Below are 12,122 nucleotides of genomic sequence, written 5' to 3' on the forward strand. Positions count from 1 at the left end.
CGCGCGACTCTCCACTCCATCCACGGGTAGTTTTCAGTCACCCATCCACCAGCGCATGCGCACGGCCTGCGGGCGCGCGTCGCCGATCTTGAGCGAGCCGGTCAGGACCGCGCCCTCGTCGCCGAGGTTGCGGCGCGAGGTTGCCAGCGCGCCTTGGTCCAGACGGCCGTCGAAGCTGACGCGCCCGAGTTCGGGTGACTGCCCCTCGAAGCGGATCTGGGCGTCGTTGACCGTGTAGGAGGTCGGCAGAACCCGCACCGTCACGCTGTGCGCCTCACCGATCTCGCTCTGGACCATGGGGCTGGAGGTGTCGTCGAACTGGAGCATGACCGGGCCGAAGGTCCCGCTGCGCTGCCCCGCCTGCCAGCTCTCGAACTCGGCCGCCTGACCGACGAAGACGTGGTGCAGGCTCCACTTGCCGGACTGGACCGGATCCAGCGGCAGGTAATAGCCGGACAGATCATAGCCGGCAGCGTAGCTGGACGCAGCGGGTGCGGCGGGCGCATTCGAGCCCCCGTTTCCGGAATCCCCACAAGCTGCGAGGGCGAGAGCAGACAGGATGGCGGCCAGAGCCGGGACGTGACGCATGGTGATCTCCTCAGCCCTAAGGCTGAGGCCATGCGCCTCGCCTGTCTAGCGATTCAGCGCGCGATCCAGCGCCCGGAAAGAGGCAATCGAAAGGCTGGTCGCGCTGACAAAGACCGAGGGCGTGATGCGCTCGAAATCGTCCGACGGGCGGTGGTAATCGGGGTGATAGTTCACGCCCAGGTACAGGAACGGCACCTGCGCCCGGTGGAAGGCCGCGTGGTCCGAAGCCTCGACCCAGTTGTCAGAGCCGGTGTCCTCGGGCGTGTCCTTGCCGAAGGCCAGTGCGACCGCGCCATCGGCAGGAATGCCTTCGAGGATCGGGCGGAACGTCGGGTTCTGGTAGGTGCCCGTGACCCACAGCTTGCCGTCGGTCTCGGCGCGCGCGGTCATGTCGAAGTTCAGGTTCATGGCGATCGAGGTTAGCGGCACCGGCGGCGCTTCGACGAAATGCTTCGCGCCAAGCAGCCCCCTTTCCTCCCCGTCCAGCGCGACGAAGATCACGCCATGCTCCGGTGCCTGACGTTTCAGGTCCGCGGCCAGCGCCAGCATGGTGGCCACGCCCGAGGCGTTGTCGTCCGCGCCGTTGAAGATCTGGCCGTCGTTCACGCCGACGTGGTCGTAATGGGCGGTGACGACAATGTAGCGGTCGCCGACACGCGTGCCCGGGATCATGCCCAGCACATTGACGCCGTTGTAGACCTTGGGCCCGGCGCGGGTGCGGCCGGTCATCTCCCACGGCTGCAGGCGGCCCATGGCCGGCGCCGGAATGCCGATCGCCTCGAAGCGGCCGACGATATAGTTGCGCGCGGCCTCGCCGCCGGGCGATCCGGTGTCGCGGCCGGCCATCTCGTCGGAGGCCAGGATGCGGACGTCCTCCAGAAGCTGCGTCTGGAAGGCCGGAGCCACGGCGACCGTCGGCGTCGGAGCCGTCTCGGTCGGGGCGCACGAGGCAAGGATCAGCGCGACAGCGGCGGACGACAGGGCGAGGTGGAAGCGGGCCAAGGGATTCTCCTGAGATCGCGCGAACGCTAGCGGCCGGAACGCGCCACGTCAGATTAACTTCCTGTCATCGCCGGACGGACGCTAGAACACGGCATCGATTCCGGAGCGCCCCATGACCGACATGCCCGTCGAACAGTTGAGCGAGAGCGACGCCCGCGCGGAGCTGGACCGGCTGACGGCGGAACTGGCGCGCCACGACACCCTCTATCACGGGCAGGACGCGCCGGAGATCACCGACGCCGACTACGACGCCCTGAAGCGCCGGGCCTTGGAGATCGAGGACGCCTTCCCCGACCTGACCTCCGCCAGCTCGCCTTCGCAGGTCGTGGGCGGTCCGGTCTCCAGTCAGTTCGCCGAAGTCCGCCACGGCGTGCCCATGCTGTCCTTGGACAATGCCTTCTCGCAGGACGAGGTCGCGGACTTCGAGGCGCGCATCCGGCGCTTTCTTAAACTGCCGGCGGACGAGCATGTCGCCTTCGTCGCCGAGCCCAAGATCGACGGCCTGTCCGCCAGCCTGCGCTACGAAAAGGGCGTCTTCGTCCAGGGCGCGACGCGGGGCGACGGCCGCAAGGGCGAGGACGTCACCGCCAACCTGCGCACCATCTCCGACATCCCGGCGAAACTGTCGGGATCAGGCTGGCCGGACGTCATCGAAATCCGCGGCGAGGTCTACGCCCCCAACGCCGAGTTCGACGCCTTCAACGCGGCGGCCGAGGCCGAGGGCGGGCGCACCTACGCCAATCCCCGCAACTTCGCCGCCGGCTCGCTGAGGCAGAAGGACCCGGCGATCACGGCGACGCGTCCCTTGCGCTTCTTCGCCTACGCCTGGGGCGAGACCTCCGAGCCATTCGCGGAAACCCAGGCCGGCGCTCTGGAGGCGCTCGAACGCTGGGGCTTCAAGGTCAATCCGCGCTCGAAACGGGTCGAGGACGCCGCCGGACTGATCGCCTTGTACGACGGTCTTCAGACTGACCGCGCCGGGCTCGGCTACGACATCGACGGTGTGGTCTACAAGGTCGACCGACTGGACTGGCAGCAGCGGCTCGGTTTCGTCGCCCGCACGCCCCGCTGGGCCATCGCCCATAAGTTCCCGGCCCAGCAGGCCCAGACGGTCCTCGAAGGCATCGACATCCAGGTCGGGCGGACGGGGTCGTTGACCCCGGTCGCGCGGCTACATCCAGTGACCGTCGGTGGCGTGGTGGTGCGCAACGCCACCCTGCACAACGAGGACGAGATCGCCCGCCGCGACGTGCGGATCGGCGACACGGTAATCCTGCAACGCGCCGGCGACGTGATCCCGCAGATCCTTGGCGTCGTGGCCGACAAACGGCCGGCGGACGCCGCGCCCTATGTCTTCCCGACCCACTGCCCGGTCTGCGGTTCCGAGGCCGAACGGCCCGAGGGCGAGGTGCGGCGGCGCTGCACCGGCGGTCTGGTCTGCGACGCCCAGCTGGTCGAGCGGCTGAAGCATTTCGTCGGCCGCCGCGCCTTCGACATCGAGGGGCTGGGCGAGAAGCAGCTGGTCGCCTTCCACGAGCGCGGCTGGCTGAAGGAGCCCGCCGACATCTTCCGGCTGGCCCGCGACGAGGACCGGCTGGCCCAGCTCCGCGCCGAGGACGGCTACGGCGAGACCAGCGTGCGCAACCTGGTCGCCGGCATCGACGCGCGGCGCACGATCGCGCTGGACCGGCTGATCTTCGCGCTCGGCATTCGGGACATCGGGGAGCAGACCTCGATCCTGCTGGCCCGCCGCTTCGGCTCGTGGACCGCGTTCCGCGCCGCCTGCGAGGCGGCGTCGCAGGGCATTCCCACCGCCGCCTGGACCCAGCTGGCCGAAGGCCACGGCGTCTCCGCCCGCACCCTCGCGGTTATGGCCGAGGCCCAGCTGTCATCCGCCGATCCGTGGCCCGAGGCGCCGCTGGATCAGAAGCTGTCGCTGGCCTTCCCCGGCGTAGCCTCCCCCGCCCGCCGGGCCCTGGCCGTTCTGGCTCCCGACTGGCCCGCGATCATCGAGCTGGCCCGGATCGCCCGCGAGGACGGGCCATCGATGACGCTGGGCGAGATCGCCGGCATCTCGGGTGTCGGCCCCGTCGCCGCCCGCGCGCTGGCCCAGTTCTTCCACGAGCCGCACAATCGCGCCGTCGTCGACGCCCTGATCGAACAGCTCGAGACGATTGAGGACGCCGAGCGCCCGAAGACCGACACCGCCGTCGCCGGCAAGACCGTCGTCTTCACCGGCGCGCTCGAACGCTTCACCCGCGACGAGGCCAAGGCACGGGCCGAGAGCCTGGGGGCCAAGGTTTCCGGCTCGGTGTCCAAGAAGACCGACTACCTCGTCGCCGGCCCCGGCGCGGGCTCCAAGCTGGCCGAGGCGCAGAAGCATGGCGTCGCGGTGTTGACCGAGGACGAGTGGCTGGCGCTGATAGGCGGATAGACAGCCAAGGGAGGCGACCGTGCCTGTGACCGGTATCGGCGGACTGTTCTTCCGGTCGAAGGACCCGAAGGCGCTGGGCGAATGGTATCTGACGCATCTGGGCGTCGGCGCGCCCGAGGGCGTCTGGATCTGGAACCAGCAGGCCGGGCCGACGGTGTTCCAGCCGTTCAAGGCCGACAGCGACTACTACCCTGCAGAGCAACAGACGATGCTGAACCTGCGGGTCGAGGGGCTGGACGATCTGCTGGCGAGCCTGCGCGCCGCCGGGATCGAGGTCATCACCAAGCCCGAGTGGGACGCCCATCCGGAGATCGGCCGGTTCGCCCGGATCCACGATCCCGAAGGCAACGCCATCGAGCTGTGGGAACCGGGCGCGCCGCCCGCGGGCTGATCTAGCGGTTCAGCGCAGAGCGGCCGGCCGGGGCATAGCGATCGCCCGACGCCGCGCCTTTCGGGAAGACCGCCTCGATCCGGGACAGGTCCTCGGCCGAAAGCACGATGTCGGCGGCCGCGGCGTTGTCCTCCAGCGTGCGGATGCGCCGGGTCCCGGGAATCGGCACGAGGTGCTCGCCCTGCGCCAGCACCCAGGCCAGCGCCAGCTGGGCCGGCGTCACGCCCTTGTCCGCCGCGATGGCGCCGACCGCGTCGACGAGGTCGAGGTTCTTCTGGAAGTTCTCACCCATGAAGCGCGGGTTCGAGCGACGGAAGTCGTCGGCCGCCAGATCGTCGATGGACTTGATGTCCCCCGACAGGAACCCACGCCCAAGCGGGCTGTAAGGCACAAAGCCGATGCCGAGCTCCTCGACGGTGGCGAGTATCTCGTCCTCCGGCTCGCGGCTCCACAGCGAGTATTCGGTTTGCAGGGCGGTGATCGGGTGCGTCGCATGCGCCTTGCGGATGGTCGCCGGCGCGGCCTCGGACAGGCCGAGGAAGCGCACCTTGCCCTCCTTCACCAGTTCGCCCATCGCCCCGACCGTCTCCTCGATCGGCGTGTCCGGGTCGACGCGGTGCAGATAGTAGAGATCGACGTGATCCATGCCGAGGCGCTGCAGGCTGCCCTCGATGGCGCGGCGGACATTGGCGGGCGAACCGTCGACCTTCAGCGCCGTACGGTCGGCGTTGTAGCCGATGCCGAACTTGGTCGCGACGAAGGCCCGGTCGCGCCGGTCGGCCAGCGCCTTGCCGACCTGAAGCTCATTGGTGTGCGGCCCATACATCTCGGCCGTGTCGAGGAAGGTGACGCCCAGATCGAGCGCGCGATGGATCACCGCGGTCGCCTGCGCCTCGTCGGACGCCTGCCCATAGAAGGCGGCCATGCCCATGCAGCCCAGGCCGACGGCCGAAACCTCGGGACCTGAACAGCCCAGCGTGCGCGTCTTCATCGGCGTATCTCCTGCTCTGTCTGGAAACCGGCGACGGGAACTCGCCGGGCCATCAGAACTGGGCGCCGGACCCGCCTACTGCAAGGGCGCGCAGACCATCTCCAGCCAGGTCTTCGCCTCGCCGTCCAGCAGCGGGCCGACCTTGGCCAAGGTCTCGGCGTGATAGGCATCGACGTAGGCGCGCTCGTCCGGCGTCAGCAGGGCGACGTCGATCAGCTTGCGGTCGATGGGCGCGAAGGTCAGTTGCTCGAAGCCGTGCATCGGCCGCTCACCGCCCGGGATCGGGGTCGGCTCGGTGACCACCTGCAGGGTCTCGATGCGGATACCCCAGTGGCCCTCGCGGTAGTAGCCCGGCTCGTTCGACAGGATCATGCCGGTCAGCAGCGGCTGGGTGTTCACCGCCTTGGCGATGCGCTGCGGCCCCTCGTGAACGCCGAGGTAGCTGCCGACCCCATGACCCGTTCCATGGTCGTAATCGAAGCCCTGCATCCACATGGGCAGACGCGCCAGGGCGTCCAGCTGGTGGCCCGTCGTGCCGACCGGGAAGCGCACGGTCGCCATGGCGATGTGGCCCTTCAGCACGAGGGTGAACATCCGCTTCTGGTCCGCCGTCGGCGTGCCGATCGACATGGTGCGGGTCACGTCGGTGGTGCCGTCCAGATACTGGCCGCCGCCGTCCACCAGCAGCAGGCTTCCGCTCTCGATGTGACGGATGGTGCGGGTCACCGGCTTGTAGTGCGGCAGGGCGCCGTTCGGGCCGGCGCCTGCGATGGTGTCGAAGCTGAGATCCTTCAACGCGCCGGTCTCCTCGCGGAACCGCTCCAGCGTCTCGGCGACCTCACGCTCGCTCGGCAGGCTCTCCTGCGCAGCCGTATCGACCCAGTGGAGGAAGCGGGCCAGCGCCGCGCCGTCGCGGATGTGGGCCTGACGCGAGCCCTCGATCTCCACCGGGTTCTTGGCGGCGCGCGGCAGGGTGCAGGGATCCATACCGCGCACGACGGTCGCGCCTGCGGCCTCCAGCCGGTCGAAGTACCAGGCCGAGGACTGGCCCGGATCAATCAGGACCTTCTGGCCCGACAGGGCGTCCAGCGCCTCGTCCAGAGCCTCGGGCGCCTCTACCGTCACAGCGTCGCCCAGCCAGCCGGGGAGCTCGTTGGTGACCTTGCGAGGATCGATGAACAGGCGGGCCGAACCATCCGTCTTCACGATGGCCTGCGACAGCGGCAGCGGCGTGCGGATGACGTCGCCGCCGCGCACATTGAACAGCCAGGCGATGGACGACGGCGCGGTCAGAACGGTCGCGTCGGCGCCGGCTGTCTTCACCGCCTCGCCGATGCGGGCGCGCTTCGAGGCGCTGCTCTCGCCGGCGTATTTATCGTCATGCGGCACGACGGGTGCGGCCGGCTGGGCCGGGCGCTCGTCGGCCCAGGCCTGATCGACCGGATTGACCTCGACGGCCTTCAGCTCGGCGCCGGCCTTGGCGGCCGCGCGTTTCAGGACAGCCAACGCGTCGGGGCTGTGCAGGCGCGGGTCGTAGCCGATCACGGCGCCCTTGGGAGCCTTTTCCAGATAGGCCGGCACCCCGCCTTCGACGAGGTCGAGAATTTCGAACTGCCCGGCATCGACCTGGGCGCGGACCTGAACCGTGTAGCGACCGTCGGCGAAGACCGCCGCGCGATCCTTCATCACCACGCCCGCACCCGCCGAGCCGGTGAAGCCGCTGATCCACGCCAGCCGGTCGTTGGCCGCCGGCAGATACTCGTTCTGATGCTCGTCCTCGTGCGGAACCAGCATGCCGTCGAGGCCCTGCTCGGCCATGCGGGCGCGGACGCGCGGAAGGTGTTTCGCCCCGAAGGACGGATCGGTGGTTTCGTCGTAGGTCTGGCGCATGGGGCGGAAACTAGCGTTCCCCGCCCCTATCGCAAGATCAGTTCTGCGGCGCTGTCGGTCGAACAGTCGCCTCGGCGGAGGGCATCGGGGGCGCGGGCGAGGTCGTCTGGCGTTCGATGATCAGCGGTTCGGTCGCGCGGGCCTCTGCAGCGCGGGCGTCGGCGCTGGCGCGGGCTGCCTCGGCCTGCGAACGGACCGCGTCTGCGCGGGCGATATCAACGCTGGCCTGGGCGCTGGCGACCTGACCGGCGACGGCCGCGCGATCGGCGGCGGCCTGGGCCTCGACCGCATCGACCTGGGCGTCCAGCAGGGCCTGATCCGTCACCGGGGTCTCCGCCCCGCGCGCGAACAGGATCCACAGCACGGCGATCAACACGACGCCGCCCAGGATGCCCGCCACCCACCAACCGGTGTTGGACTCGCGCACCACGACCGTTTCGACGGTTTCGGTGCGCGGCCCGCGGGTCACGACGGTCTCGCGGACGATCTCGCCCGGCGCGGGATCAAGGTTGGGATCATGATGGGTCACGGCGTTCCTCCAGAACGTTTCCGGCGAAACGACGCCGCGACCCGCGATGTTCCGTCGTTAACCCACTCGCCTCAGCACCAGCGCACTCCAGGCGTCGCGATGGATGCGGCGCTCGAGCACGAAGCCACGTGACAGATAGGCCGCCGTCACCCGACGCTCCTGCGTGCGCAGCAGGCCCGAAAGGATGGCGACGCCGCCGATGTGCAGGGCCTCCTTGATGTCCTGCGACAGGGCGACCAGCGGCGGGGCCAGGATGTTGGCGAACACCAGATCGTAGGGTCCCTGCCCGCGCACCTTGCGGTCATTCAGGCCCGAGGCGTGAACGAACCGGGCGTCGGCCATGTTCAGCTTGGCGTTCTCGTTGGCGATCCGGACCGAGGGTGCATCGATGTCGGTGCCGACCGCGATCTTCGAACCGGTGCGCGCCGCCGCGATGGCCAGCACGCCCGTGCCGCAGCCGACGTCCAGCACCCGCTCGAACCGCTCTTTCTTCAGCAGTTCGTCGAAGGCCAGCAGGCAGCCGACGGTCGTGCCGTGGTGACCGGTGCCGAAGGCGGCGCCCGCGTCGATCTTCAGGTTCACGCGATTGGGCGGCACCCGACCCTGATCGTGCGCGCCATAGACGAAGAAGCGCCCGGCCTCGACCGGCGGCAGGCCGGACAGCGACATGGCCAGCCAGTCTGCATCGGCCAGCTTCTCGACCGTCACGACCAGATCGGCATGCGCCTTCAGCCGCGCCTCGATGCCCTCGGCTTCCTCATCGGTCGTCGGGAAGGCGTCGATGCGCCAGACGCCCTTGTCCTCGTCTTCCTCGAGAATCGAATAGGTCGCGCCCTCCAGCAGGACGTCGGAATCCAGGTCGGCGGCTGCGGCTTCTGCAACACTGCGCGAACCGCGTGCGATTATTTGAACTGCGGACTCGGACATTTCTCAAACGCCGGTATGCTGTCGAATCGAGACACGCGCTGGCGTGCGCTCTACCGCCAGCACACGCAACAACTTCCGAGGGGTCGGGGATACCATGGCCAAAGCACCGTCAAAGTCGAGTACCGCCAAACCGGCGGCGTCCGCCGCTTCCAAGCCGAAACCGGCGGCAAAGTCGAGCGCCGTGAAGAAACCAGCTGCTGCAAAGGCGCCGGCCAAGGCCGCTGCGCCGAAGCCCGCGGCCGCTCCGAAGGCCGCCGCCAAGCCGGCCGCCAAGGCTGTTGCGCCCAAGGCTGCGCCGAAAGCCGCCGCTCCCAAGGCGGCTGCGAAGCCGGCCGTGAAGACCGCCGCTCCGGCCAAGGCTCCGGCCGCCAAGGCTGCGCCGAAGGCCGCTGCGAAGGCCGCTGCGAAACCCGCCGCCAAGGCCGCGGCTCCCAAGGCTGCTCCGAAGGCCGCCGCCAAGCCGGCTGCCAAGAAGCCTGCCGTCGCCAAGGCCGCTCCGGCCGCCAAACCGGCTGCTGCGCCGAAGCCGGCTGCGGCTCCGAAGCCCGCCGCCGCCGCTCCGGCCGTTGCGCCCAAGCCGGCGCCTGCGCCGACCCCGGCGCCCGTCGCTGCTCCGGCCGCCGCCGCGCCGAAGCCCGCCGAGAAGAAGGGCTTCTTCGACAAGCTGGCCGACGCGATCTTCGGCAAGAAGTAAGGCGCACCGCCTGAAACGACGAAGGGCCGGAGGATCGTTCCTCCGGCCCTTTTTCATTGCCCGTCGCTCGGGATCAGTCCGGCAGGTCTTCCGCCAGGATCGCCATCTCGAACATGAAGCTGCCGGCCTCGTCCTCGTCCTCGAAGACCACGCCGATGAACTCGTCGCCGACATAGACCTCGGCCGAGTCGGCCGGCTTGCCGCGCGGCTTCACGATGATGCCGCCCGTGTTGAAGGTGCGCTTCAGGTGCGTCTCGACGCGCTTCATGTCGTGAGCGTTCATGGGGGTGTCCTTGGGTGGTCTGGAATTGGGCCGGACCCTAGAGAATGGGGCACGGCAGGGAAAGGTGTTTTGCCGTCACCCCTCCACCCCGCTTCGCGTGCTCCCCTTCCCCATCTTCGATGGAGAGGTGAGCGCCTCATTCACCTCTCCACGCAGTGGGGAGGTGGCTCGACGGCGCAGCCGGCGAGACGGAGGGGTTTTCAGATCACGAAATCGTACACGACATCGGCCAGCGTATGGTCCATCGTCCGCGCAGGCGTCGCCTCGGTCGGGCAGTTGACCAGACGCGCCGGAACGCCCGCCACGGTGCATCCCGCCGGAACCGACTTCAGCACGACGGAGCCCGAGGCCACCTTGGCGTAGTCGCCGACCGTGATGTTGCCCAGCACCTTGGCGCCCGCGCCCAGCAGGACGCCCTTGCCGATCTTCGGATGACGGTCGCCGCGCTCGGCGCCGGTGCCGCCCAGGGTCACGCCATGCAGCATCGAGACTTCGTCGCCGACGATGGCGGTCTCGCCGATGACGATGCCCGTGCCGTGGTCGAGGAACAGGCCCGCGCCCATGCGGGCGGCCGGGTGGATGTCGATCTGGAAGAGCTCGGACATCCGGCTCTGCAGATGGAAGGCCAGGGTGTCGCGGCCCTGGGTCCAGAGCCAGTGGGCGACGCGGTGTCCCTGCAGGGCCTGGAAGCCCTTGAAGTAGAGGAAGGGCTGCAGCAGCGACTTGATGGCCGGGTCGCGCTCTGCCACGGCCTGAAGGTCGGCTTCGGCGGCGGCGACGATGGCGGGATCGGCCTCGAAGGCGTCACGGCAGACCTCGCGGATCGACATGGCGCCCAGCTCGGCGTCGCCCAGCTTGCGCGCGATCTGGAAGCTCAGGGCCGACGCCATGTCGCCGTGCGACAGGATGACGGCGTTCATCTGCGAGGCCAGATGCGGCTCGGCCCGAGCGGCCTCCTCGGCGGCGGCGCGCAGCAGCGACCAGGCATCCGACCGGGCGGCGACGACTTCGAGCTTGGGCATCGAGGGCTCCATCAGACGCGCATCATACGCTGGCGAGCATGGCCTTGGACAGGTCCGCCGGCAGCTTGCCCGTCTGCGCCATATGGTAGGCGCGCAGCGCGGTCGCCAGCGTGAACATGTCCCGGATCGCTCCGCGCTCGATCTCGCGCAGCAGGTCGCCGAACGGCACGCGCGCCACGCGCATGATCTCGGTCGGGTCCGGCGCGAACGGCGCTGGCGAGAGGTCCCACGCCAGCCAGGCCATCGCGCGCTCGTCGGTGATCGAGTTGGTCATCTCGGCCTTGTAGGCCGGCAGCCAGGTCCCGGCCTTCAGCCCCGCCTCCTCCGCCAGCTCGCGTTTCGCACCCTCCAGCGGGTCCTCGTCGAACGGCGCGCCGCCCTCGGGCATCTCCCACGACCAGTTCATCAGGGCGAAGCGCTGCTGGCCGACCAAGGTCACCGTCCCGTCCTCGTGCAGCGGCAGGACGCCGACCGACATGTTCTGCGGTCGCATCACGACATAGTCGGCCCGGTGGCCGGTCGGCGCCGTCGCATCGTGCCGCGTCAGCCGCATCCACGGGCTCTCGAACAGGGTCGATTGGCCCGCGTCGATCCATGCAGGCGGATGGTCGCTCCCGTCGTCCCAGGCGGGCAAGGGGCGATCGGCGTCGAAGTCTTTTCGCGAGTCGGTCATGGGCGGGGTATGGCGCACCGGCGGGCCGACGCCTAGCTAGCGCCCATGACCGATGCCGATCTGGGCCTGTCCCTCCCCCTGCCCGTCCCGTCCGCCGAACTGGAGCAACGGCTCGCCGTCCGCCGCTCGGCGCCCGCGCAATCCCTGACCGCCCCCGGCCCGTCCCGGGCGCAGGTTGAGCGCATCCTGCATCTCGGCGCCCGCACGCCCGATCACGGCAAGCTGTTCCCGTGGCGCTTCGTGGTGCTGGGACCGACCGCCCGCGCCGACCTGGCCGAGGCCCTGCTGCCGCTGGCCGACCGCCAGCCGGGCGCCGACAAGGCGCGCAAGGTGCTGTCCAAGCTGACGGCGGCGCCTGTGACCATCCTCGTCGTCTGCTCTCCGGTCGAGAGCCAGAAGGTCCCGGTCTGGGAGCAGCACCTCTCCGCCGGCGCCGTCTGCATGAACATCGAGCATGCCGCCGGGGCTCTCGGCTTCTCGACCAGCTGGATCACGGATTGGTACAGCTATGACCGCGAAGCGCTTGATCTGATGGACATTCGCGAAGGCGAGCAAGTCGCCGGCTTCATCCACATCGGCTCATTGACCGAGCCGCCGTTGGAGCGCCCCCGCCCCGACCTCGCGGCGATCACGACCTGGCGCGACTAGTGAATAACGCCGACCGCCAGAAGGCTCATGCCGAGACCATACAGGACGGT

13 protein-coding genes are annotated in these 12,122 nt (G+C 69.4%); 4 read left to right on the plus strand and 9 right to left on the minus strand.

All coding sequences use genetic code 11. The features are described 5' to 3' along the window. Positions 1 to 33: 33 nt before the first annotated feature. Together ABDZ95_RS11470 and ABDZ95_RS11475 are read right to left on the minus strand one after the other, a co-directional pair. On the minus strand, positions 34 to 588 hold the full coding sequence (locus tag ABDZ95_RS11470) for a hypothetical protein (RefSeq protein WP_343793829.1): 555 nt from the start codon (positions 586 to 588) through the stop codon (positions 34 to 36). A gap of 45 nt (positions 589 to 633) precedes the next feature. After that, a complete protein-coding gene (locus ABDZ95_RS11475; RefSeq protein ID WP_343793831.1) occupies positions 634 to 1,590 on the minus strand; it encodes a M28 family peptidase in 957 nt (318 codons plus the stop codon). Between the two features lie 112 nt (positions 1,591 to 1,702). Between ABDZ95_RS11475 and ligA the strand changes: the two genes are divergently transcribed. Together ligA and ABDZ95_RS11485 are read left to right on the plus strand one after the other, a co-directional pair. Next, positions 1,703 to 4,024, plus strand: coding sequence for an NAD-dependent DNA ligase LigA (gene ligA / locus ABDZ95_RS11480; protein WP_343793833.1), 2,322 nt, complete (start codon positions 1,703 to 1,705; stop codon positions 4,022 to 4,024). A 19-nt stretch (positions 4,025 to 4,043) separates the two neighbouring features. Continuing rightward, positions 4,044 to 4,415, plus strand: a complete 372-nt coding sequence (locus ABDZ95_RS11485; protein WP_343793835.1) for a VOC family protein — start codon at positions 4,044 to 4,046, stop codon at positions 4,413 to 4,415. A gap of 1 nt (position 4,416) precedes the next feature. Here the strand turns inward: ABDZ95_RS11485 and ABDZ95_RS11490 are convergent, their stop codons facing one another. From ABDZ95_RS11490 to ABDZ95_RS11505, 4 genes are all read right to left on the minus strand, one after another. After that, positions 4,417 to 5,406: an aldo/keto reductase gene (locus ABDZ95_RS11490; RefSeq protein WP_343793838.1), complete on the minus strand. Its 990-nt coding sequence runs from the start codon at positions 5,404 to 5,406 to the stop codon at positions 4,417 to 4,419. Positions 5,407 to 5,481: 75 nt separating this feature from the next. Beyond that, positions 5,482 to 7,296: an aminopeptidase P family protein gene (locus tag ABDZ95_RS11495; RefSeq protein ID WP_343793840.1), complete on the minus strand. Its 1,815-nt coding sequence runs from the start codon at positions 7,294 to 7,296 to the stop codon at positions 5,482 to 5,484. Positions 7,297 to 7,333: 37 nt separating this feature from the next. Next, positions 7,334 to 7,825 (minus strand): hypothetical protein, encoded by a 492-nt coding sequence (locus tag ABDZ95_RS11500; RefSeq protein ID WP_343793843.1) that lies wholly within the window; start codon positions 7,823 to 7,825, stop codon positions 7,334 to 7,336. 57 nt (positions 7,826 to 7,882) lie between these two features. After that, positions 7,883 to 8,752, minus strand: coding sequence for a 50S ribosomal protein L11 methyltransferase (locus ABDZ95_RS11505; RefSeq protein ID WP_343793845.1), 870 nt, complete (start codon positions 8,750 to 8,752; stop codon positions 7,883 to 7,885). A gap of 181 nt (positions 8,753 to 8,933) precedes the next feature. Between ABDZ95_RS11505 and ABDZ95_RS11510 the strand changes: the two genes are divergently transcribed. Next, positions 8,934 to 9,446 carry a hypothetical protein gene (locus ABDZ95_RS11510; RefSeq protein ID WP_343793847.1) on the plus strand — a complete coding sequence of 171 codons (513 nt, stop codon included), beginning with the start codon at positions 8,934 to 8,936 and terminating at the stop codon, positions 9,444 to 9,446. Between the two features lie 73 nt (positions 9,447 to 9,519). Here ABDZ95_RS11510 and ABDZ95_RS11515 read toward each other — a convergent pair whose 3' ends face one another. The 3 genes from ABDZ95_RS11515 to ABDZ95_RS11525 all read right to left on the minus strand — a co-directional run bounded on the left by ABDZ95_RS11515 (position 9,520) and on the right by ABDZ95_RS11525 (position 11,424). After that, on the minus strand, positions 9,520 to 9,729 hold the full coding sequence (locus tag ABDZ95_RS11515) for a DUF3126 family protein (RefSeq protein ID WP_343793849.1): 210 nt from the start codon (positions 9,727 to 9,729) through the stop codon (positions 9,520 to 9,522). A gap of 200 nt (positions 9,730 to 9,929) precedes the next feature. Then, the gene (gene cysE / locus ABDZ95_RS11520) at positions 9,930 to 10,751 is read right to left on the minus strand and encodes a serine O-acetyltransferase (protein WP_343793851.1); all 822 of its coding nucleotides are present in this window, start codon (positions 10,749 to 10,751) and stop codon (positions 9,930 to 9,932) included. A 22-nt stretch (positions 10,752 to 10,773) separates the two neighbouring features. Beyond that, positions 10,774 to 11,424 (minus strand): NUDIX domain-containing protein, encoded by a 651-nt coding sequence (locus ABDZ95_RS11525; protein ID WP_343793853.1) that lies wholly within the window; start codon positions 11,422 to 11,424, stop codon positions 10,774 to 10,776. 45 nt (positions 11,425 to 11,469) lie between these two features. On the opposite strand from ABDZ95_RS11525, the gene ABDZ95_RS11530 reads away from it, so the two are divergent. Further along, positions 11,470 to 12,072 carry a nitroreductase family protein gene (locus ABDZ95_RS11530; protein WP_343793855.1) on the plus strand — a complete coding sequence of 201 codons (603 nt, stop codon included), beginning with the start codon at positions 11,470 to 11,472 and terminating at the stop codon, positions 12,070 to 12,072. The last annotated feature ends 50 nt before the right edge of the window (positions 12,073 to 12,122 follow it).

Origin of the sequence: Brevundimonas kwangchunensis (genome assembly GCF_039523815.1) — a bacterium.
Lineage (GTDB): Bacteria > Pseudomonadota > Alphaproteobacteria > Caulobacterales > Caulobacteraceae > Brevundimonas > Brevundimonas kwangchunensis.